21 protein-coding genes and 1 pseudogene are annotated in these 20,048 nt (G+C 69.1%); 12 read left to right on the top strand and 10 right to left on the bottom strand.

All coding sequences use genetic code 11. The features are described from left to right. Positions 1-134 precede the first annotated feature (134 nt). From MBEBAB_RS18685 to MBEBAB_RS09335, 9 genes and pseudogenes are all read left to right on the top strand, one after another. Positions 135-910: pseudogene (locus MBEBAB_RS18685) on the top strand (SDR family NAD(P)-dependent oxidoreductase). Positions 911-1,126: 216 nt separating this feature from the next. After that, on the top strand, positions 1,127-2,182 hold the full coding sequence (locus MBEBAB_RS09370) for an N-acetylneuraminate synthase family protein (protein WP_021697730.1): 1,056 nt from the start codon (positions 1,127-1,129) through the stop codon (positions 2,180-2,182). Next, positions 2,179-3,318, top strand: a complete 1,140-nt coding sequence (gene neuC, locus MBEBAB_RS09365) for a UDP-N-acetylglucosamine 2-epimerase (protein ID WP_021697729.1) — start codon at positions 2,179-2,181, stop codon at positions 3,316-3,318. Before MBEBAB_RS09370 ends, neuC begins: the two co-directional genes overlap by 4 nt. After that, a complete protein-coding gene (locus MBEBAB_RS09360; RefSeq protein WP_021697728.1) occupies positions 3,315-4,379 on the top strand; it encodes a nucleotidyltransferase family protein in 1,065 nt (354 codons plus the stop codon). Before neuC ends, MBEBAB_RS09360 begins: the two co-directional genes overlap by 4 nt. Continuing rightward, the gene (locus tag MBEBAB_RS09355; RefSeq protein WP_021697727.1) at positions 4,376-4,987 is read left to right on the top strand and encodes an acylneuraminate cytidylyltransferase family protein; all 612 of its coding nucleotides are present in this window, start codon (positions 4,376-4,378) and stop codon (positions 4,985-4,987) included. Before MBEBAB_RS09360 ends, MBEBAB_RS09355 begins: the two co-directional genes overlap by 4 nt. Positions 4,988-5,620: 633 nt before the next feature. Continuing rightward, positions 5,621-7,480 (top strand): glycosyltransferase, encoded by a 1,860-nt coding sequence (locus MBEBAB_RS09350; protein WP_045319135.1) that lies wholly within the window; start codon positions 5,621-5,623, stop codon positions 7,478-7,480. A 109-nt stretch (positions 7,481-7,589) separates the two neighbouring features. After that, entirely contained in the window at positions 7,590-9,311 is a 1,722-nt protein-coding gene (locus MBEBAB_RS09345) for a hypothetical protein (RefSeq protein WP_021697724.1), read from the top strand. Further along, positions 9,308-9,964 (top strand): hypothetical protein, encoded by a 657-nt coding sequence (locus MBEBAB_RS09340; protein WP_021697723.1) that lies wholly within the window; start codon positions 9,308-9,310, stop codon positions 9,962-9,964. Before MBEBAB_RS09345 ends, MBEBAB_RS09340 begins: the two co-directional genes overlap by 4 nt. Continuing rightward, positions 9,961-10,734 carry a class I SAM-dependent methyltransferase gene (locus MBEBAB_RS09335; protein ID WP_021697722.1) on the top strand — a complete coding sequence of 258 codons (774 nt, stop codon included), beginning with the start codon at positions 9,961-9,963 and terminating at the stop codon, positions 10,732-10,734. The genes MBEBAB_RS09340 and MBEBAB_RS09335 overlap by 4 nt, the downstream gene beginning before the upstream one ends. Positions 10,735-10,767: 33 nt before the next feature. Here the strand turns inward: MBEBAB_RS09335 and MBEBAB_RS09330 are convergent, their stop codons facing one another. The 6 genes from MBEBAB_RS09330 to MBEBAB_RS09310 all read right to left on the bottom strand — a co-directional run bounded on the left by MBEBAB_RS09330 (position 10,768) and on the right by MBEBAB_RS09310 (position 15,345). After that, positions 10,768-11,811 (bottom strand): SLBB domain-containing protein, encoded by a 1,044-nt coding sequence (locus MBEBAB_RS09330; protein WP_021697721.1) that lies wholly within the window; start codon positions 11,809-11,811, stop codon positions 10,768-10,770. Continuing rightward, on the bottom strand, positions 11,790-12,221 hold the full coding sequence (locus tag MBEBAB_RS15140) for a polysaccharide biosynthesis/export family protein (RefSeq protein WP_021697720.1): 432 nt from the start codon (positions 12,219-12,221) through the stop codon (positions 11,790-11,792). The genes MBEBAB_RS09330 and MBEBAB_RS15140 overlap by 22 nt, the downstream gene beginning before the upstream one ends. A 187-nt stretch (positions 12,222-12,408) precedes the next feature. Continuing rightward, a complete protein-coding gene (locus MBEBAB_RS09325) occupies positions 12,409-13,545 on the bottom strand; it encodes a KpsE/RkpR family capsule polysaccharide export protein (RefSeq protein ID WP_021697719.1) in 1,137 nt (378 codons plus the stop codon). Next, entirely contained in the window at positions 13,542-14,210 is a 669-nt protein-coding gene (locus MBEBAB_RS09320; protein ID WP_021697718.1) for an ABC transporter ATP-binding protein, read from the bottom strand. The genes MBEBAB_RS09325 and MBEBAB_RS09320 overlap by 4 nt, the downstream gene beginning before the upstream one ends. A gap of 9 nt (positions 14,211-14,219) precedes the next feature. Further along, positions 14,220-15,047 carry an ABC transporter permease gene (locus tag MBEBAB_RS09315; RefSeq protein ID WP_021697717.1) on the bottom strand — a complete coding sequence of 276 codons (828 nt, stop codon included), beginning with the start codon at positions 15,045-15,047 and terminating at the stop codon, positions 14,220-14,222. Between the two features lie 85 nt (positions 15,048-15,132). After that, the gene (locus MBEBAB_RS09310; RefSeq protein ID WP_045319134.1) at positions 15,133-15,345 is read right to left on the bottom strand and encodes a hypothetical protein; all 213 of its coding nucleotides are present in this window, start codon (positions 15,343-15,345) and stop codon (positions 15,133-15,135) included. Between the two features lie 308 nt (positions 15,346-15,653). Between MBEBAB_RS09310 and MBEBAB_RS09305 the strand changes: the two genes are divergently transcribed. After that, positions 15,654-16,793 carry a hypothetical protein gene (locus MBEBAB_RS09305; protein WP_021697715.1) on the top strand — a complete coding sequence of 380 codons (1,140 nt, stop codon included), beginning with the start codon at positions 15,654-15,656 and terminating at the stop codon, positions 16,791-16,793. Positions 16,794-16,804: 11 nt separating this feature from the next. Here the strand turns inward: MBEBAB_RS09305 and MBEBAB_RS17580 are convergent, their stop codons facing one another. Next, positions 16,805-17,017: a hypothetical protein gene (locus MBEBAB_RS17580; protein ID WP_021697714.1), complete on the bottom strand. Its 213-nt coding sequence runs from the start codon at positions 17,015-17,017 to the stop codon at positions 16,805-16,807. Between MBEBAB_RS17580 and MBEBAB_RS17575 the strand changes: the two genes are divergently transcribed. Together MBEBAB_RS17575 and wecC are read left to right on the top strand one after the other, a co-directional pair. Beyond that, the gene (locus tag MBEBAB_RS17575) at positions 16,988-17,371 is read left to right on the top strand and encodes a UDP-N-acetylglucosamine 2-epimerase (RefSeq protein WP_373852903.1); all 384 of its coding nucleotides are present in this window, start codon (positions 16,988-16,990) and stop codon (positions 17,369-17,371) included. The two genes, MBEBAB_RS17580 and MBEBAB_RS17575, sit on opposite strands and share 30 nt — an antisense overlap. Next, the gene (gene wecC / locus MBEBAB_RS09290; RefSeq protein ID WP_021697712.1) at positions 17,349-18,620 is read left to right on the top strand and encodes a UDP-N-acetyl-D-mannosamine dehydrogenase; all 1,272 of its coding nucleotides are present in this window, start codon (positions 17,349-17,351) and stop codon (positions 18,618-18,620) included. Before MBEBAB_RS17575 ends, wecC begins: the two co-directional genes overlap by 23 nt. Here wecC and MBEBAB_RS09285 read toward each other — a convergent pair whose 3' ends face one another. The 3 genes from MBEBAB_RS09285 to MBEBAB_RS09275 form a co-directional block, all read right to left on the bottom strand. Next, a complete protein-coding gene (locus MBEBAB_RS09285) occupies positions 18,621-19,181 on the bottom strand; it encodes a demethoxyubiquinone hydroxylase family protein (protein ID WP_021697711.1) in 561 nt (186 codons plus the stop codon). It abuts the gene before it with no gap. Beyond that, positions 19,181-19,729 carry a disulfide bond formation protein B gene (locus MBEBAB_RS09280; RefSeq protein ID WP_021697710.1) on the bottom strand — a complete coding sequence of 183 codons (549 nt, stop codon included), beginning with the start codon at positions 19,727-19,729 and terminating at the stop codon, positions 19,181-19,183. Before MBEBAB_RS09280 ends, MBEBAB_RS09285 begins: the two co-directional genes overlap by 1 nt. Before the next feature lie 41 nt (positions 19,730-19,770). Then, positions 19,771-20,048, bottom strand: a 278-nt coding sequence (locus tag MBEBAB_RS09275) for an exopolysaccharide biosynthesis protein (RefSeq protein ID WP_045319132.1), incomplete at its 5' end; no start/stop codon positions are given.

Genomic DNA, 20,048 nt, shown 5'->3' with positions numbered 1-20,048 from the left:
GAAGTTGACCCCTTGGGGGGCATTTTTCTTCGCACCTGCGAAATAGGACCTCGTCGGCGCCCCGTTAAGGATTGTGTGGGGAGGCGCCGGGCTAGACTGACCCAAGGCGATTCGCGGTCCGGGGCGTAATTCACATGGTCGATCCCATCGCTTCCCTGAAGGGCAAGCGGGTGCTGGTCACCGGCGGCGGCGGCTTCATCGGCAGCCGCGTCTGCGAGCGGCTGGTCGAGGCCGGTGCCGATGTGCGCGCGCTGGTGCTCTACACCTCGTCGGGCACGGCCGAGTGGCTGGACACCTCGCCCGTCCGCGCCGAGGTCGACATCCGGCGCGGCGATCTGGCCGATCGGGACTCGGTCATGGATGCGGTCAGGGACTGCGAAATCGTCCTGCACCTGGGCGCCCTGATCGCCATTCCCTATTCCTACGCCGCGCCCGAAAGCTATGTGCGGGTCAACACCCTGGGCACGCTCAATGTGCTGCAGGCGGTGCGCGAGTGCGGCGTCGCCCGTATGGTCAACACCTCCACCAGCGAGGCTACGGCACCGCCCGCTTCACCCCCATGACCGAGGAGCATCCGCTCCAGGCCCAATCCCCCTATGCGGCCTCCAAGATCGCCGCGGACAAGTTGGTGGAGTCCTTCCACCTGTCGTTCGGCGTCCCGGCCGTCACCCTGCGCCCCTTCAACACCTTCGGCCCTCGCCAGAGCGCCCGGGCGGTGATCCCGGCGGTGGCGGTGCAGGCGCTCAGCGGAACCACGGTCAATCTGGGCGCGACCCGCCCCACCCGCGACTTCGTCTTCGTGGACGACACCGCCGACGCCTTCCTGGGCGCCGCCGCCGTGCCCGGGATCGAGGGCATGACCCTGCACTTCGGCGGCGGTCGCGAGGTGTCCATCGGCGACCTGGCCTGATGATCGGCCGGGCGGCGGGCCGCGACATCGAGATCGTCACCGACCAGCAGCGCCTGCGCCCCGAAGGCAGCGAGGTGGACCGCCTGATCGCCGACGCCTCAAAGGCCCGCGAGGCCCTGGCTGGGCGCCGCGCGTGTCGCTGGAGGAGGGACTTGAGCGCACCGTCGCCTTCATCCGCGACAACCTGCATCTGTACCGCCCGCAGGATTACGCCACATGATGCGCGCGCCCGGAAACGCCCCTTGGGACGACCGCGTCTTCATCATCGCCGAGGCGGGGGTGAATCACGACGGCGACATGGACAAGGCCTTCGCCCTGATCGAGGCCGCCGCCGGGGCGGGCGCCGATGCGGTCAAGTTCCAGACCTGGCTGCCGGGCGAGATCGTCGGCCGGTTCAGTCACAAGGTGGACTATCTGGAGCGCACCACCGGCGTTCAGGAGACCTTCTACGACCTGCTGGAGCGCCTGCGCATCGGGCTGGAGGACACCGCCCGGCTCAAGGCCGCGTGCGAGGCGGCGGGCGTGATGTTCATGTCCACGCCCGAGGGCTTCGACACCCTGGCCTATCTGACCGGCGATCTGGACATGGCCGTGGTCAAGATCGGCTCCAGCGAGGTCAACCATTCCGCCTTCCTGACCGCCGCAGGCAAGACGGGCCGCCCGGTGATCCTGTCCACGGGCGCCAGCACCCTGGACGAAGCCCGCCACGCCCTCGCCGCCGTGCGGGCCGAGGGCGATCCGCCGGTGTGCGTGCTCCATTGCGTCTCCGAATATCCCGCCCCGGACGCGGAGATGAACCTGCGCGCCCTGACCACCCTGGCCGACGATCTGGGCGTCGTGGTCGGCCTGTCGGATCATTCCCTTGGCGCCGAGGCTGCCGTCGCCGCCACGGCCATGGGCGCCCGGGTGATCGAAAAGCACCTGACGCTGGACACCAAGGCCCCCGGGCCCGACCACGCCGCCTCCATGGCGCCGGACGATTTCGCGGCTCTGGTCCGCGCTGTGCGCCGGATCGAGTCCATGCTGGGGGATGGCGTCAAGCGCCCCCGCCCGTCCGAGGCCGCCAACATCAGCGGCATCCGGCGCAGCGTGGTGGCGCTGGACGCCCTGCCCGCCGGGACCGTGCTGACCGCCGCCCATCTGGGCTGCAAGCGTCCGGGCACCGGCGCTCCGCCCGACGATCTACCGCGCCTGATCGGTCACCGCCTGACCCGCGCGCTGCAGCCCGACGAGCCCGTGTCCTGGGCCGATGTGGAGCCCGCAGGGACATGACGCGAACGGTCTGCGTGGTCTCCGTCTCCCGCGCCGACCGCGCCATGGCGGCGGTGGTGGGCCGTGCGCTGGAGGACGCGGGGGTTCAGGCCGTGGCGATCGTCGTGGACGATCCGCTCGGCCCCGACAGCCAGATTGAGGATCACGGCGTGCCCACCCGTCGCATTCCGGCGCACATGGACGGGGACGGCCCCGCCGATCTGGGCCGCCGCATGGGCGCCCTCACCGCCGCCTTCGCCGGGGTTTTCGCCGAGGAGCGACCCGACATCATCGTCCTGACCGGCGATCGCTACGAGACCCTGGCGGCGGCGGGCGCGGCCTCGCTGGCGGGGGCGGTCATCGCCCACCTGCACGGTGGAGAACTGACCCTCGGCGCCATGGACGACGCCTTCCGCCACGCCATCACCAGACTGTCCCATCTGCACTTTCCGGCCACCGAAGCCGCAGCCGCGCGCCTGATCCGCATGGGGGAGGAGGACTGGCGCATCACCCTCGCCGGGGCGCCGGGGCTGGACCTGCTGATGTCGGCGCCGCCCATGCCGCGCGCGGACCTGTTCCGCGCCCTGAAGATGGCCGATCCGGGCGAATTCATCCTCGCCACCTGGCACCCGGAGACCCTGACCGCGGACGGGGGCGCGGCGGGGCTTGAGGCCCTGCTGACCGCCCTGTCGGAAACCGGGCGCCCGGTCCTGTTCACCGGCGTCAACGCCGACCCCGGCGGGGCGGGACAGGCGGCGCGCATCCGCAACTGGGCCGAGGGGCAGACGGCCATTCACCTGATCCCCAGTTTAGGCACCCTCTACGCCCCGGCCCTCGCCCACGCGGCGGTGATGGCGGGCAATTCGTCCAGCGGCATCATCGAGGCGGCGGCCTTCGCCCTGCCCGTGGTCAATGTGGGCGACCGCCAGAAGGGCCGTGACCGGGGCGCCAACGTCCTCGACGCCGCCGCTGATCCCGTCGCCGTGCGGCAGGCCCTCACCCGCGCATTGGACCCGGCCTTCCGATCCAGCCTGACAGGCGTGGCCAATCCCTACGGCGACGGCCGCGCAGGCCCGCGCATCGCCGCCCGCCTGGCCGCCGAGCCCATCGACGACCGCCTCAGACAAAAATCCTTTCCCGAGGAGCGCCCATCATGACCCGTCGTGAACTGGCCCCCTATCTGCTGTCCGATCAGGCCACCCTGCGCGAGGCCATCGAGCGGCTGGACGCCGTGCGCGGCCAGCTGGTGGTGGTCATCGACGAGGACGGGCGGCTGCGCGGCTCCCTGACCGACGGCGACGTGCGTCGGGCCCTGCTGCGCATGACGCCCATGGAGGCGGGCGTCGAAACGGCCATGAACGCCGAGCCGGTGGCCGTGCGCCGGGGCCAGAACCCCGCCGAGATCCAGGCGGAACTGGAGGTGCGCGGCGCGACCCAGGCCCCCGTCATCGACCGGGCGGGCCGGGTGGTGGGCCTGTATCCCGAGCACTACGGCGACGCGGGCCGGCGCGACAATCTGGTGGTCATCATGGCCGGCGGACGCGGCGCGCGGCTGGCCCCCCTGACCCGCCACACCCCCAAGCCCATGCTGACCATTTCGGGGCGGCCCCTGCTGGAGACCATCATCGAGCGCCTGCGCGATCAGGGCTTCGGACGCTTCCGTCTGGCGGTCAACTATCTTGCCGAGGTGATCGAGGGCCATTTCGGCGACGGCTCGGCTTTTGACGTCGAAATCTCCTATCTGCGCGAGACCGAACCGCGCGGCACCGCCGGAGCCCTGGCCCTGCTGGACGAGCCCATCGAGGAGCCCTTCCTGGTCATGAACGGCGACGTGCTGACCCGGCTGGACTTCGCCCAGCTTCTGGACTTCCACGGCGATCACGAGGCCGCCGCCACCGTCTGCGTGCGGGAGCATCGGTTCGAGGCCCCCTTCGGCGTGGTGGAGACCGAAGGCCACCGTCTGGTCTCCATCCGCGAAAAGCCCACCTTCCGCTGGTTCGCCAACGCCGGGATCTATGTGCTGGGCCCCGACGCCCTGAAACAGGTGCCCGACACCGGCCACTATGACATGCCCACCCTGCTGGCCGCCCTGTCGGACCGGGGCGACACCGTCGGCGCCTTCCCCATTCACGAATACTGGATCGACATCGGCCGTCCGCCGGACTTCGAGCTGGCGCGCAGCGACTATGAGGCGGTGTTCGCCGCCGCGGCCACATGAGCCGAAGCCGCGTCCTCGGCCTGATCCCCGCGCGCGGCGGCTCCAAACGCTTGCCCGGCAAGAACCTGGCCGACCTGCACGGCCGCAGCCTGCTTCAGCGCGCCATCGATGCGGGGCTGGCGGCCCGAGGCATAGACCGCCTGATCGTCTCCACCGACGATCCCGCCATCGCCGAGGCGGCCCGCGCGGGCGGCGCCGAGGTTCCCTTCCTGCGGCCCGCCGAACTGGCCACGGACGAGGCGTCCTCCCTGGACGTGGTGCGCCACGCCATGGACTGGGCGGACCAGGACGAGCCCGGCGCCTTCTCCCATCTGGTCCTGCTCCAGCCCACTTCGCCGCTACGCACCGCCGGGGACATCGACCAGACCCTGACCCTGTGCCGCGATCAGGACCGGTCGACGGCCGTCAGCGTGACCCCCGCGCCGAAGCCGGATGTGCTCATGATCGGTCAGGGCGGCGTGCTGCGCCCCGCGTCCGAATATGGACACCCCCTCATCCTCAATGGCGCGGTCTATGTGCTGAAATGGGACCACCTCAATATCGGCGGCGCTTCATCGCTCCGGATACGGCCTATCACGTCATGGACCAGCATCGGTCGGTGGACGTAGACACGTCGGACGACCTCGACCGGGCCGCAAAAATCCTGAAATCCTGATTTCGGATTCGCCTGCCTGACGAAGACTTGCGGTGGCGCGATAAATGCTTGCGCATCCTTACCAGATCACTAAGAGTCCGGCCCCGTCGGATCCGGAGTCAGAGGGAGGGGAAGCCGTGACGATGGAAACCAGTCAGGACCTCAAGGGGCCTGGAGCCAACCAGCGGTTCAGGGAAAAGCGTTCGGGGGATCGCTTTTACGGTGACCAGGGTCGTGGCGCGGGTCTTTACGCTGAGGTGCGTCCGCTTGGAGAGCCCCGGCCCATCACGCTCGAAACGGCGGACGAAACCCGCTGAAATTTGGCTTGCCGCCTCAGGAACCTTTTAGGACATCCTGTTCCTGAACGGTTTTGCTCGCCAACGGCGTGGCGTGGGTGGCACAGGCCGGAAGCCAATACAGGCCCGGGGCCGTCTGCCGGTGGTCAATCACGCTTTCGTGTGACACAACCGATACGTTAAGAACTTTTCCTGCGAGGCGCGGCTTGCCCGACAGCATTCACCGTTCTGCGGCCTTCGTGAGAGATCGGCTCCCTGAATCGGTGTCAGGCGCTGCCGCGGGTCCGTCCATCGACGTTTCAAGCGAACACATGATGAAACTGGCGGCCGAGGCCGCTCAGCTTCGCCTGAAGGTGATGACCCTGTCCGCCGAGAACGAGCGGTTGAAGGACACCATCTCGTTCCAGCTGGGCAATCTGCTGATCCGGGCCAAGACCTGGCGGGGGCTGGTCGATCTGCCGGCCGGACTGCTGCGTCTTCGCCGCCAGTCGCTGGAGCGGCGCGGCCGGTCAGCGGTCCGCGACCCCAATCTGAATCCCGAAACGGCGGTGCGCCTCCAGCAGCTGAGCCTGCGTGTGTTCGACATGCGCGCCGACGAGATCATCGAAGCCGCCCTGGCGGAGTGCCGCGATCCCAAGGTCGCCATGCGCCTGGTCGCGGACCTGTCCATGTCGCTGCAGCTGGTCGACTTCGACAAGAGCATCGCCCTCGCGCGCAGTACGGTGGAGCACGATCCCAGCCCGCACCGGATTCTGTGGCTGGCCGGAATCCTCTACAATGCGGGCATGATCGAGGAGCCGCTGGCGCTGTACCGCCGGCTCGACGAGGCCCACGTCACCATGCCGGCCAACGCCCGGCTGCGTCGCGATCTGATCGAAGGCCTGGCCCGCATCCAGCGGTCCGGCCTGGCGGTCCCGGCGCGACGCGCCATCAAGCCGGTCAAGGACCGTTCCCTGCTCTATGTGGCGGCCAGCTCCTTTCCCCATCACGTCACCGGCTACGCCGCGCGGACCCACTCCCTGATCAAGGCGGTCAGCCGCCAGGGCTGGCGCGTGGAGGCCGTGACCCGGCCCGGCTATCCCGCCGACCGCAACGACGCCCAGCATGTGACCGGGCGGCTGGGCGCACAGGAAGTCGACGGCGTCGTCTATTCCCGCCTTGCCGGGCCGCCGTCCAACGCCACGCCGTTCGATCGCTATTGCGACGACGCGGGTCAGGCCCTGCTGGAGCATATCCATAAGGTCCGGCCGTCCGTGGTCCAGGCCGCTTCGAACCACGTCAACGCGGCGCCCGCCCTGATGGCCGCACGCAAGGCCGGGCTGCCCTTCGTCTATGAAGTGCGCGGGCTCTGGGAACTGACCAGCGCGGCGCGCACGCCGCATTGGGAAGGCTCCGAACGGTTCGAGTTCCAGCGCCGCCAGGAAACCCGTGTAGCCCAGGAGGCCGACGCGGTCGTGGCGATCTCCAACGGCCTCAAGAACGAGCTGATCTCCCGCGGGGTCGACGGCCGCAAGATCACCGTCGTGCCCAACAGCGTGGACCCTCAGGTCTTCAGCCCGCGCCCGCGCGATCAGGCCCTGGCCAGCGAAATCGGCCTGGATGACCGGCGCGTGCTCGGCTTCCTGGGCTCCATGACCGGCTATGAGGGCCTGGTCGATCTGATCACGGCGCTGTCCCATCTGCGTCAGGACGGCCTGGACGTTTGCGCCCTGCTGGTCGGCGACGGACCGGCCTTCCGCGAGGTGCGCGAGGCCGCGCGCGTCATGGGGGTGTCCGACCACCTGATCATGCCCGGCCGCGTGCCCCACACCGATGCGCCGCGCTGGTATTCGCTGATGAATGTGGCGGTCTATCCCCGGCGCCCGGCGCAGGTCACCGAGCTGGTGCCGCCGCTGAAACCGCTGGAGGCCATGGCCATGGAGCTGCCTGTGGTGGCCTCCAACGTCTCGGCCATCTCGGAAACCCTGATCCACCGCGAGAACGGCTTCCTGTTCAACAAGGGCGACGTGGGCGAACTGACCGACCTGCTGGGCGAGGTGATGGGAACGCCGGACCGGTCCATGGCCGTCGCCCGCAACGCCCGCCGCGACGTCGAGCGGCGCTTCACCTGGTCCCGGGCCGCCGCCAGCCTGGACGATCTCTATGCCCAATGGGCGCTGAAGGCGGCCTGAGGCAGGGTCGCTCTGATTGACCCCGGGCGCGGCCGTCGATATCCGCATTGGACGCAGCCATGCCGGGCGCTGAGCGTGCTCAGCGTCCGCCAGCCCAGGAGCCGGCCGCTTGAAGACCATCCGTCGACGCGCCGCCAATCCCGTCCTTCGCTGGGAGCCCGCCGGGCCCAACCAGCAGTATCGCGTCATTGTCCGCAATCAGGACACGGGCGAGCGGCGGTCGATCTATGACGGCTTTCGCACCGAATGCCGCCTGCCGCCCGACTTCCGTCTGACGCCGGACCAATTGGCCTTTCGCGTCATGGTCCGCCCCGTCGATGACCCTGAGGCGCGCTTCGCGCGGCTGCATGACTATGCGCCGATCCCGCGGCTGGGCGACGATTTCGAAACGCCCGCCGAGGATCTGCTGATCGGCGATGCGGCGCCGGGCGCCGACCAGTATCGCCTGCTGGTCAAAAAGCCCGACGTCGATCGCCCGCTGGTGGACATGGTCCGGGCCGAGCCCCGCTTCCTGCTGCCTCCGGGCCAGCTCAGGGACGGTCAGTTCGAGTACGACATCCTGCCCAGGGTTCGCGGCCGATGGCGCAACCGCAAGGGCCTGGCGGTCAGGACCGCGATGATCGTGGCGGCGGACGAGCGCGCCGAGCGCCCCGTGCCTCTGCCGGCCGACGAGACCAGGACGATCCGGGGCGCGCCCGCGCGTCACGCGCCCGGACGGCCGGACCGGCTGGCTTCCGAGGCGGTGTCGACCGGCTCCACCCTCCTGATCGCCGTGGACGTCACGGCCCGGCCCGACCTGGCGCCCCTGGCCGATCCTCGCGACGTGGCGGCGCGCCAGTGGTGGGCGGGAGACGGAACGGCGGCTGTGGAAAGCGTCGTTCTCGCCCTCGAGGCGAACGCTCTCAAGGGATTGTTCTTCATTGATGTCCTGGCCGGAGAAGCGCTGGGCGACGACCTGGTCCGGCGCCTCACGGACACCCTGAAAAAGCGGGGCCATGGGCTGGGGCTGATGGTCAATCCCGAACCGTGGCGCGGCCTGTCCGGCGACCTGGCGGAGATGAACGACGTCGCCGCCACATCTGTCGCTTGCGCCCGTTACGAATCCATCGTCGGCGAGGCGCCCGGGGCCCTCAGCTTCGGCCCCGGACTGCTGGGCGCGGACACCCTTGCCGAGGCCAGGCGTCTGGGCGTGAAGGTGGTGCTGGCGGACCGGGCGGAACAGCTGGGCCTGCCCGCCTGGATGCGCTGGAGAACGGCCCCCTTCGCGGCCTATGACGACCTGCTGGTCATTCCCGCGTCCATGGCGCTTTCAACCCCCGCCCATCAGAGGGACCGGGTGGTGCGCCACGCCCTGAACGCCGCGGACGCCATGGCGGCGGATGCGGCCTCGGACCTGACCGCAGCCGCGGCCCTGGCCCGCCCGGACGGCCTGATCACGGCCCGCATCGAACCCATTGAGTTGTTGCGCAGGTCCATGGTCCGCTCGGCGGCCCAGGCGGAGGCCTGGAACCAGGCCATGGCCGACCGCCTGCCCGCCTGGGCCGAGGCCGGCTGGGAGCGCAGTCCGCACGGGTTCCCGGTTCTGGCCGACCGGGACGAGATCAAGGTCGAGATGATGACCGCCCTCATCGCCGGGCTGGGCCGCGCCGGCGTGGCCGCGATCAATCCGCGTTCGGCCTTCACGCCCGGCCATCTTCGGTCCTGGGCAGAGACCCGGGAGGCGTTTGAGCCGCTGGTCGAGCAGAGGCGCGGCCCCCGACGGTTCCGCCCCTCGGCCGTCAGACGCTATGACGCCGCCTTGCTGCAAGCCCTGAAGGCGACGCCCGCATGAGCCCGGCTCTGTCTCCCGTCAAGGCGCTGGTGAGGACCTGGAAATCGCTGGGCGCGCCCTCGGGGGCCGGCGTCGTTCTGGCGTTCGGCCCGCAGGGACCGGACCTGGCCCGCGCCGCCCAGGAGGCCCTGACCCCCGGGTCCCTGACCCTGCTGCACCCTGACCGTCCGCCGCCCCGCGCGCGCTTCGACACCGCGCCGGACTCCCTGGCGGATCTCGCGGCCGCCCGGCCCGGCGCCTTCGACCTGATCCTTGCGGGCGGAGGCCTGGAGACCGGCGACCTGTCCCATGTCCGGGACCGCCTCGAGGCCCTGGTCGATCTTCTGGCCCCCGCAGGCGTTCTGGCCGTCGCGATCGACACCCTCGCCGCCCCGGTGGCCGCCGAGTTCGACTCGCTTCTGTTTCCCCATCTGGCCCGCACCGGGGAGCTGGGCGAGGATTTGCCGATCCGGGCGCCTCTGCCCGCCGCCGCCTGGATGCTGCTGATCCGCGCCTCCGGGCTGACGCTGGAGGCCGCCGACGGCTTCGGCGGCCAGAGCCTGCCCCGGGACTACGCCGACCTGCATGCCGCCCGCCTGGCCGCCTACGATCCGGTTGAACTGGCCACGGGAACCCTGCGGCTGATCCTGCGAAAATCCGGAGACGAGGCATGAGTCTGCTGGACCAGGCGAAGAAAGTCCTGCGCACCGGCCGTCAGGTCGTGCTGCCCCGGCCCGAGGACAGGGACCCGGCCGACCAGGCCGCGTGGGAAGACGCGGTAGCCCTCTGGAACGCGCTGTTCGCGCCCTTCTCACCCCTGATCGAGGACGCGGACGTGCTCGAGGTGGGATGCGGCGACGGTCGCCTGCTGGGCGCGCTGGCGGCCACGGGACGGGCGCGGTCCGCCCTCGGCCTCGACCAGCACGCCTACTGGAGCGGCGAAGGCGACGGGGCGACCTGGCGGCCGCGCGACATCCCGGGCCTGGACCTTCAGACCGGCCTCGCCCCCCTGGACGCCCTGGACGAAGGCTCGGTCGATCTGATCCTGGGGCGCGAGCTGGACGGCCTTGTTCCGCTCGCGGGGCTGGAGGATCGCCTGGCCCAGCTTTACGGCCTGCTGCGGCCCGGCGGCGAGATGCTGGTGCGCCTGCGCTGCGGGGACGGAAGCGCCCGACCCGACGCCCCCGGCTACGGGTTCCTGACCCCTACGGCCTGGACGGCCCTGATGCTGGGCGCAGGCTTCGAGATCGCGGACCGGCGGCGCGTGTGGCGCACTCCGGCCGAACAGGGCCTGGCCGCCGAACATCTGGCCCAGGCCTCCGACGACGAACGGCTGACCGCCGAGATGCACCTGCGCCTGGTCCGGCCGTGGGAGTCCTGGGAGCTGGACGCCCTGCGCGCATTCGGCGACCAGCGCCGCGCGCGCAAGAAGAAGGCGGGCTGAAACGGCCGGGCGCTGTGTCCCGGCCGCTCCGGCCTAGTCGCTGAACCGGTCCACCGCCACCAGCACGCCGGCCATCTGGAAGATGGTCTGGGTCAGGTCGCGCAGGAACGGCAGCAGGGTCGAATCCGGCTTGGACATGACCAGGATGCGGTCGCCCGGCATGGCCCGGCCGCCCTCGCGCAGCTGCCCGTCCTGACGGAACACCAGCACATTGCGGCGGTCGGCGCGGGGGGTGTAGCCGCCCGCGGCCCGCACATATTGCGACACCGACTGGCCGGACTGGGCCAGGATCGATTGGGGCGCGTTCACCTCGCCGGCGATGGTCACCACCTGCGAGCGGCGCGGAATGACGATCACGTCGCCGGTCTCCACCCGCACCTGGTTCAGGTCCTGACCGTCCAGGGCCAGGATGCCGAGCGGTTCAACCTGCCGGACGCGCTGAATGTATTCGGTCACGAACGCCAGCGAGGTGGCCCGGGACTGGGCCTCGGCGGGCGAACGGGCGGGCGACAGCAGCACCGTGCGCTCCAGACGCTCCAGCCCTTCGTTCAGGGTCTGGCGCTGGGCCTCGCGCACGCTCTGGCGGCGCAGGTGGATGGCCTCCATGTCCGCGTCCGCGTCGATGGCCACCTGGGCAAGGACCTGGGCCACCGTGGTCCCCCGCACCTCGGTGAAGACCGACGGGCCGCCATGGGCGCCCTCGACCCGCACCAGCACATTGGCGGGGCGGGCGTCGGATTCGAACTGGACCCGGTCGCCGTCCATCAGGGTGAAGGCCGAGAACTGGTTCAGAGGGATGTAGGCGCTGATGGGCTGGCCGTCGCGCACGCCGAACACCGCCGCATGGGTGGCGCCGGGCTGGGGCCGGGCGAACTGCATCAGTTCGCCGCCCTGGCCGGTCTGGCCCGCCAGTTCGAAGGTGAACGGCGCGCGCACGTCGCCGCTGACCGAGACGATGGAGCCCTGCTCCTCCACCACGATGGCGTCGCCGGTGCGGAAGCTGACCCGCGGCAGCATGCCTTCGCGCAGGAAGTCATAGAGATCGGCGCGGGCGATCACCTCGCCCCCGCGCAGCACCCGGATGCGTCGATAGCTGCCGCGGGTCGGATCGATGCCGCCTGCGCGCTGCAGATAGACGATGAGGCGTCGTCCGAGGCGCCGGGGAAGGCGCCGGGCTGCTCCACGGGGCCGGTGACCAGAACCCGGGTCGAGGCCGTCGTGATGGGCGTGGCGTAGACCTGGACGCCTTCATTGTAGATGCGGCGGCTGGCGCGCTCGACCACCACGGGCGCCTGGGCCGCGGTCACGCCCGCCAGCCGGATCGGGCCGACCCCCGGCACCACCACATTGCCCTGGGCGTCGATGGTCAGCTCGTGGCTTCCCTCCACCATGCCCCACAGGGTGACCTGGACCGTGTCTCCGGGCTGCAGAATGTAGTCGGGGTCCACCACCGCGGAGGAGGCCTGTGGAGCCTCGCCCCCGAACATGTCGGCGCCGAGCGGCGGCGGGCGTTCGCCGCGACGGTCCTGGATGACCAGGCTTCGGGCCCCTGGGGCGCGGCCTGCTCCGGCGCCGTGCGTGTCGGCGCCGCCGCGCCGGTCTGGGCCTGGGCCAGACCGGCCGGCGCCATGAGGGCGGCGACGAGGGCCGCGATCTTCAGCAAGCGAGAACCGGTCATTCCATGTGATCCCGAATGATCGAATAGATGAGGGCGCCGACGCCCCAGAGCAGGGCCGAACCGATCAGCACGGCGAAGACATTGCCCAGACGCCGCCACCAGTTGGACTGCTCCGGCTCGCGCGGCGGCACATAGGCGACCACGTATTTGCGGTCGTTGATGGACTGGCGGCGCACGCTCTCGGCCGCCTGAAGGGCCGTGGTGTAGGCCTGCTGGGCGAACTCATAGTCCATCAGCACCGCCTGGGCCTCGATCTGACGGCCCGAGGCCTGTTCCCCCGGCGTGGACATGGCGCGCTGCACGGCGCGGGCGCGCTCGGCCTCCAGGGCGGCGATCTCGCGGCGCAGACCGGTCAGCTGGGGCGCGTCGGGCTGGTAGGTCTGGCTCATGGTGGCCAGTTCAGTGCGCTTCTGGGCCAGCTGGCTGTCCAGGCTGCCCACCAGGGCCATGGCCTGCTGGGCCGGGGTGGCGACATCGACGCCCGAGAACCGCTGTCCCTGATATTCCGCCAGTCTGTCTCGGGCGGCCTCGTATTCCTCGCGCTTGCGCTCGATCTCGCGCTCGGCCGCCTCGATCAGGTCGGTCATGGCCCGGTCCGACATGCGGTTGACCAGTTCCTCGCTGAGGGTCAGCACGCCCTGGCTGAGGCGCAGGGAGTCTTCCGGCGTATAGGCGCTGACCTCCACATGGGCGGACTGGGACGCCGGGTCGTGGCGCACCCGCACCTTGTCGCGCCAGAAGCGGGTGGCCCGCTCGCGGTCCGCGCCCGGCGGCAGGATCGACAGCGGATCCAGGCTGAACCGGGCGTAGGCCTCGTTGAAGGCGTAGCGCTCGCGCAGGCCCTCCACCATGGCGTGGGACCGGATGTATTCCTCCACTATCCGCGCATCCAGGGTGTTGGACGTGGGGGCCGAGATGCCCAGCACGCCCAGGGCGTCCATTGGCGCCGCCTCGGCGCCGCGCACGGCGAAGGAGGTCGAGGTCTGATACTGGGCCGGCGCCAGCAGGAGCAGATACAGGGCGTACAGGATCGTCGGCCCCAGTATGAACAGGATCGCCGAGCGCGCCAGGATCGTCCGTCTGCGGCGGGTCTTGTCCAGACCCTTGTTGGCCGGAACCTCGATGGTGGTCATGCGGCGCGCCCTCTGGCCACGATTTCCATGTAGTAATCCTCCGCCGCGTCCAGGCTCTCGAACGGCACCGCCTCGCCCCGGTCCATGACCACGGCGCGGGTGCAGAATTCGCGAATTGTCGACATGCTGTGAGACGTCATGATGATGTCGGACCGCGCCCGCCGCTCGGCGAACGCTTCCTGCGCCTTTCTGCGGAAGGCGGCGTCGCCCACGCTCAATCCTTCATCGATCACATACACCTGAAAGTCCACCGCCAGACTGAGCGCGAACGACAGCCGCGATCGCATCCCCGAGGAATAGTTGTCGATGGGCTCGTAGAAATAAGGGCCCAGTTCGGTGAACTCGCGCACGAAGGCGGTGACCTCCTCCACGTCCTTGCGATAGATCCGGCAGACGAATTTCAGGTTCTCCGCGCCGGTCATGGTGCGGTGGAACGCCCCCGTCAGCCCAAGCGGCGAGGACACGGTCACCGAACGCCGGATCTCGCCCCGATCCGGCCGCTCGACGCCCGAGATCAGGCGCAGCAGGGTGGACTTGCCCGCCCCGTTCAGGCCCAGCACCGCCGTCGATGATCCGCGATAGAACACCAGATTGGTGGGGCGGATGACCGGCCGCTTGCCGAACCGGGTGCGATAGGACTTTTCGACGTCGATGAGTTCGATCATGGCGCGGGCTCAGGGCTGCAGGTCATAACCGCTGATGCGGTAGAGCCAGTCGATGAACAGACCAGCGGCCAGAAAGAGCACCCCCAACGAGAGCGGATACCAGGGATTGTAGAGTTCGCTCTGGAAATCGCGGATCGAGGCGTCGCGGATCCACTCGACCACATGCGCCAGCGGATTGTACTGGACGATCGCCAGGAACTCGGGCGGCAAGCTGCCGAGGGTGAACCACAGGCCCGAGGTGAGCAGCAGGATGCGGCCGATCGGGCCGGTCAGCTCGTTCCAGGGATCGAAGGCGCGCCCGATCTGCGAACTCAGGAAACACGCTCCGTAGCACAGCAGCAGCAGGGTCCCGCCCGCCTGCAGCATGGGCAGCGGCTGGTCGATCCAGGCCGTGAACGGCAGGCCGAAGAAGGCGAACATGATCAGGACGAACAGCACCAGAACGATGAAGTAGGTCAGCGCCTCCAGCAGGGTGCGCGCGGTGATCACCTCGAACGCGTTCACCTGCGGATACTGCATCAGCACCCGGTTGGCCCGGATGGCGTTCCCGCCCCGCGTGATGCCGTTGCGCAGGAAGAAGATGGGTATGATGGCGGTCAGAAAGAACACCACCAGGCTTTCGCCCGCGCCCGCCGGACGCGCGATGGCGCTGAACACCACCATCATGACCACCAGCAGGATCATGGGCGAGATCAGCGCCCAGACATAGCCGGCCGAGCGGCGGCCATAGCGGGTGCGGGACTCACGAAGGAGCAGACCGTGAATGGTGCGCAGGCTGGACAGGCCGGCGTCCTGAACCTGCCGCAAGTCATCCCTGAACCGATCCGTCAGCACCATTCAGAACCGCCTATGGGTTTCGCTCAGGATGCACGGGGCAGACGTGCTTGCAACCGTAACCTTGGCGCGGGGCCATCCGTCAGGGTCAGCGAGCCTGCGAGAATTTGGCGGTCACCTCTTCGTATGGATCGACGACCCGGACGTTGCGCGTCATGTTCTTGTCGCCGGCGCTGTAGCCGAAGCTGATCACCGTCCCGCGCAGGGTGTCGCCGCCCAGGGGCGCGAAGGAAACAACCAGATCCACGTTCACTGACAATGGGCTGCCGTTTTCGTGGGTGAGCTCGACAAAGCGCGACATGAGGTTCCCTCTGGTGGATTGCGAGACGAGGCGGGAATACAGGGTAAACGGCGGTGAAGCGAGGCGAATTTTCCGCCCCGCCGGGACTTCTGGTCCCCGCCGTTCTTGACGCGCGAGGAAGCCCTAAACTACAGCTTCAACGGTTAAGGGGTGCGGGAGGCCGCTTCCGTATGGAAAACGCGCACGCGCCATGACCACACCGTACGGCCCTCCCTGTTTCTCGTCGGTCATCACCGCCGCGCGGGTTCGCGACCTGACCGGCGCCGACCCTGCAAGCCCTTCGCCACATCCGCATGCTGGAGACGTTCGTGACTGAGACCATCGACCCGACGCCGCAGGTCAGCCCGACGCCGACGCCCGCCCCGGCGCCGAAAGGCAGGACCAAGAAGAGTCAGGGCGTCGCCTGGCAGAAAATCTCGGACAAGATCGACGAGTTCATCACCAAGCGGCCCGACGACCAGTTGGCCACGTTTCTGGCCGACCTGCGCGAACTGGACATCGGCCGCAAGGACCCCAACCATTTCTACCGGACCCGCGAACTGGTGCAGCCGCTGGGCAAGGCCATCCTCGACGCCATCGACCGCACCTACGACGACAATTTCCACTATCCGGACGTGATCGCCGGGCGCTACTCCACCTCCACCATCAGCCCGATCCGCTACCTGATGGGATGCGTGCGGCCCGACACCACCGCCATCGTCGAACTGGGCAGCGGCTGGTCGGTCAATCTGTTCCAGATCTATGTGGGCCTGGGCCGGACGCGCTCCAGAACCATCGCCTACCACGGCGCCGAATATACGGATGAAGGGCAGGAAGCCGCCAAACGCCTGGCCGCCCATGACGGCGCCATCGACTATCACGCGCACAGCTTCGACTATCGCAAGCCGGACATCTCCTTCCTCAAGGAGGCCAAGGGCCACGTGCTGGTTTTCACCCGGCACTCCATCGAGCAGGTCGATCTGATCGATCCGAAGCTCTATGACATGTTGCACAAGCTGGGCGCCAAGGTGACCCTGGTGCACATCGAACCGACCGGCTGGCAGCGGGACCCGATTCTGATCACCCGGCGCAAGCAGAAGGACGGCTCCTTCTTCGAGGACCTCGGCAAGCTGAACGCCCAGGACGTGTTCAGCGCCCGGCGCCAGCTGGAGAACGCGGCCTGGTGGTCCTGGCGGCTGGACTACAACATCAACCTGACCAGCATCATCAGTCAGGCCTACCGCAACAAGAAGATCCGCGTGGTGCGCCGGGAATACGATTTCGCCGCCATCGGCAACATCTTCAACCCGTCCTCGCTGTACCACCTCGAGTTCATCAAGCCCGCGCCTGAGCCTTCCGCTCAGGCGTGGAACGGTCAGACAGAAAACCGGGCCGGCTGGATGCAGTCCAGCCGGCCCGGGATCCGGCCAGGTAATGGCGTCACGCCCCGCCCGACTTCGACCGCGTGACAGGGATTCGATCAGGCGCCCCGCGCGAGGGCGGCGCGGTTGAATTCGACGATCTGTTCCGGCGTCAGGAAAATCTCGTTCGAACCGGAATTGTATTCGAAGCCCTGCGCGACCGGCGTGCCCTTCTCACCCATACGGTTGACGGCATAGTCGATGTCGCCCCGGTGGAACCGGATGGTCGGCGACAGCACATAGTGATCATCGAACTCCAGGGTCAGGTTCATGAGCTATTGGGGGGATCATCCAGGGTTCACCTCATCGAACCGGTCGATTACGAGTCCTTTGTCTATCTGATGGACCGATGCCGCGTGATCCTGACGGATTCCGGCGGCGTTCAGGAAGAGGCGCCCTCCCTGGGCAAAACCGTTCTGGTCATGCGCGACGTGACCGAACGGCCCGAGGCGGTCGAGGCGGGAGTGTCACATTTGGTCGGTACGAACCCGAACCGTATCGTGTCAGGCGTGTTAGACGCTCTGACCCGCCCTCCGCGCAGCGGAGCCGACAATCCATACGGCGACGGCCAGGCGAGCCGACGCATCGTACAGGGACTGCTTGATGCCGCTGACCATCTACGCTGACTTCCAGCCCGAGACCCAGGAACGCATGACCGTGGCGGTCGTCGGGCTGGGCTACATCGGCCTGCCGACCGCCGCCGTCCTGGCGCGGGCCGGGCACCAGGTCATCGGCTATGACATCAAGCCCGATGTCGTGGCGTCCGTGAACGCGGGCTGCAGCCACCTGGTCGAGCCGGGCCTGGACCTGCTTCTGGCCGCGGTCACGGCCAGCAAGTCCCTGAGGGCCGTCAATGAGGCGCCCGAGGCCGACGCCTATCTGATCACCGTGCCCACCCCCACCAAGACCGGCGATTTCAACCATCCCGACCTGAGCTCGGTGTTCAGCGCCGTGGACGCCATCGCCCCCCGGCTGGTGAAGGGCTCCCTGGTGGTGCTGGAATCCACCTCGCCGGTGGGCGCCACCAACCAGGTGGCCCAACGCCTCGCGGAGCTTCGCCCGGACCTGAAGGTGGCCGTCGGGCCCTCGGAGCGGAACGAAGGCGACATCGACGTGGCCTATTCCCCCGAACGGGTCATTCCCGGCCGCACCCTGCGCGAGCTGGAAAGCAACGCCCGGGTGGTCGGCGGCGTCACAGCCCGCGCCGCCCGCCGGGCCGCCGCCCTGTACCGCACCATGACCTCGGGCGACATTCTGCTGACGGACGACCGCTCGGCCGAGTTCGTCAAGCTGGCCGAGAACGCGTTCCGGGACGTGAACATCGCCTACGCCAACGAGCTGTCGCTGGTCTGCGACGAGCTGGACCTGAACGTCTGGGAAATCATCAAGCTGGCCAACAATCACCCCCGGGTGAACATCCTGACGCCGGGTCCCGGCGTGGGCGGCCACTGCATCGCCGTGGATCCCTGGTTCATCGTGGCCCAGGCGCCCGAGACCGCGCGTCTGATCCGCACGGCGCGTCTGGTCAACGACGGCAAGCCCCGCTTCGTCATCGAGAAGGTGTGCGAAATCATGGATCTGGACCCGAGCCTGCGGCTGGGCTGCCTGGGCATGACCTTCAAGGCGGACGTGGACGACTTCCGCGAAAGCCCCTCCCTGAACATCGCCAAGGCCCTGTCCGCGCTCTATCCGGGCCGGGTGGTCTGCACGGATCCCTACGCCGACATGATCCCGTCCGAGCACGGTCTGGAGACGGTCGGTCAGGACGAGGCGCTCGCCCAGCCCGTGGTCCTGGCTCTGGTGCCCCACGCCGATTTCCGCAAGGTCGCGCGCCCGGACGCCCATATCATCGACGCCTGCGGCCTGTGGGCCTGATCAGACCTTTTCGCTGATCTTGATGGCGGCGCGGCAGCCCGCCTTGATGACGGCGCTCAGCACCGGATAGGCGGGCGCCTCGTGCGCCCCTTCGGCGATGGCGTGGTCATGATGGGCCATCTCCTCGTCGCGGAACTGGCGGAACTGGGCCGCCATCTCCGGATCGCGGTCCGTCATCTCCTCGGCCTGGTCCGCATAATGCTCGCCGATCACGCTCTCCACCGCCTCGGTGCAGGCATGGGCGGCCTTCTCCCCCATCAGGGCCGTGCCAACGCCCAGACCATAGGCCGCCAGCCGCCAGACCGGCGTCATCAGGGTCGGACGCACCTGCTTCTCGGTCAGCAGCGCCTCGAAGCGCTTGAGGTGCACATCCTCCTCGCCTTCCATGCGCGCCATGTCGGCGGCGATGCCGGAGCGGCCCGCCGCCTCGAACACCCGCTTCTGGCCGCGATATATCTGCACCGCCGCCATCTCCCCGGCGTGATCCACCCGCAGCATCTCGGCCAGACGGGCGGCGGGGGCCCCGCGACCGGGGCGCGGCAGGGGTATGCGTCGGGTCATCAGCGTTTCTCCGGGGTGATCCTGGGCGCGCGCGCGTCCTTGGGCCGCTTGGCGGCCAGCAGGCTGAACCCGGCCAGCCCGGCCGAGATCAGGGTGTTCCACCCCGCCATGGACAGGCCCAGGAAGCTCCACACCACCGCGTCGCACATGGCGGGCCGGGTCTCCGGCGCCGTGCCCATGGCCAGGGCGGTCAGCGCCTCCAGACCCACCGTGCCGCCCCCTGTGCACATGGCCGGCAGCGCCCACCAGCCCAGCTCCCCGCCCGCGTGGAACCCGGCCGTGACGGCGCTCGTGGCGAAGACCGCGGCCAGCAGGAAGGCGGCGATGCGCGGCGTGCCCCGGCTGGCCCGGCTGAACACGGCCCACAGGGTGGCGGGCAAGGCGATGGCCACGGCGGCCCAGAACACCTCGCGCTGCTTGAGACAGAGGTTGCACGGCGCCAGGCCCGCATAGCGTTCAAAGGCGTGGGCCGCGCCCAGCATGGCCAGGGACGCCACAAGGGCGAAGGCGGTCCACCAGCGGGTGATCAGGCGATAGGCGCTCAGCATGGCGACTGTCTTAGCTCGCCCCCGCGCGCCCGTCGATGCGCTCAATCAGCCCGGCAGCAGTCCGGCGAAGCCCGCCGCCCAGCCGGCCCCCAGCACCACCCCCGCCACCACCAGGACCCAGGAACAGGGCCCAGCCCGCCCGCCACCCCATCCCGACCCAGCACGAACAGGCCGTCCCAGCTGGAGTCCAGGCCCGCCGCCATCAGCGCCAGTCCCACCGAGGGCACGGTGTTGGTCATGGGCAGGACGATGGTCAGGATCGCCACGATCATGAAGAAGGCCGCCACCTGCTCGGCCGGGCCGGCGGCGAAGACCCGGA

It is taken from the genome of Brevundimonas abyssalis TAR-001 (genome assembly GCF_000466985.1).
In the GTDB taxonomy this organism is placed as follows: Bacteria; Pseudomonadota; Alphaproteobacteria; order Caulobacterales; family Caulobacteraceae; genus Brevundimonas; species Brevundimonas abyssalis.
Note: the sequence above shows the minus strand (reverse complement) of the source record. Positions and strands in the feature narration are given on the sequence as shown.

Coding starts and splice junctions, on each gene's coding strand:
- MBEBAB_RS09315 (WP_021697717.1), bottom strand. CDS start 15,047: ATGGTGCTGACGGATCGGTTCAGGGATGACTTGCGGCAGGTTCAGGAC.
- MBEBAB_RS09310 (WP_045319134.1), bottom strand. CDS start 15,345: ATGTCGCGCTTTGTCGAGCTCACCCACGAAAACGGCAGCCCATTGTCA.
- MBEBAB_RS09355 (WP_021697727.1), top strand. CDS start 4,376: ATGAGCCGAAGCCGCGTCCTCGGCCTGATCCCCGCGCGCGGCGGCTCC.
- MBEBAB_RS09360 (WP_021697728.1), top strand. CDS start 3,315: ATGACCCGTCGTGAACTGGCCCCCTATCTGCTGTCCGATCAGGCCACC.
- MBEBAB_RS09350 (WP_045319135.1), top strand. CDS start 5,621: ATGATGAAACTGGCGGCCGAGGCCGCTCAGCTTCGCCTGAAGGTGATG.
- MBEBAB_RS09340 (WP_021697723.1), top strand. CDS start 9,308: ATGAGCCCGGCTCTGTCTCCCGTCAAGGCGCTGGTGAGGACCTGGAAA.
- MBEBAB_RS09335 (WP_021697722.1), top strand. CDS start 9,961: ATGAGTCTGCTGGACCAGGCGAAGAAAGTCCTGCGCACCGGCCGTCAG.
- MBEBAB_RS15140 (WP_021697720.1), bottom strand. CDS start 12,221: ATGTTCGGGGGCGAGGCTCCACAGGCCTCCTCCGCGGTGGTGGACCCC.
- MBEBAB_RS09285 (WP_021697711.1), bottom strand. CDS start 19,181: ATGACCCGACGCATACCCCTGCCGCGCCCCGGTCGCGGGGCCCCCGCC.
- neuC (WP_021697729.1), top strand. CDS start 2,179: ATGACGCGAACGGTCTGCGTGGTCTCCGTCTCCCGCGCCGACCGCGCC.
- MBEBAB_RS09280 (WP_021697710.1), bottom strand. CDS start 19,729: ATGCTGAGCGCCTATCGCCTGATCACCCGCTGGTGGACCGCCTTCGCC.
- MBEBAB_RS09370 (WP_021697730.1), top strand. CDS start 1,127: ATGATGCGCGCGCCCGGAAACGCCCCTTGGGACGACCGCGTCTTCATC.
- MBEBAB_RS09325 (WP_021697719.1), bottom strand. CDS start 13,545: ATGACCACCATCGAGGTTCCGGCCAACAAGGGTCTGGACAAGACCCGC.
- wecC (WP_021697712.1), top strand. CDS start 17,349: ATGCCGCTGACCATCTACGCTGACTTCCAGCCCGAGACCCAGGAACGC.
- MBEBAB_RS17580 (WP_021697714.1), bottom strand. CDS start 17,017: ATGAACCTGACCCTGGAGTTCGATGATCACTATGTGCTGTCGCCGACC.
- MBEBAB_RS09320 (WP_021697718.1), bottom strand. CDS start 14,210: ATGATCGAACTCATCGACGTCGAAAAGTCCTATCGCACCCGGTTCGGC.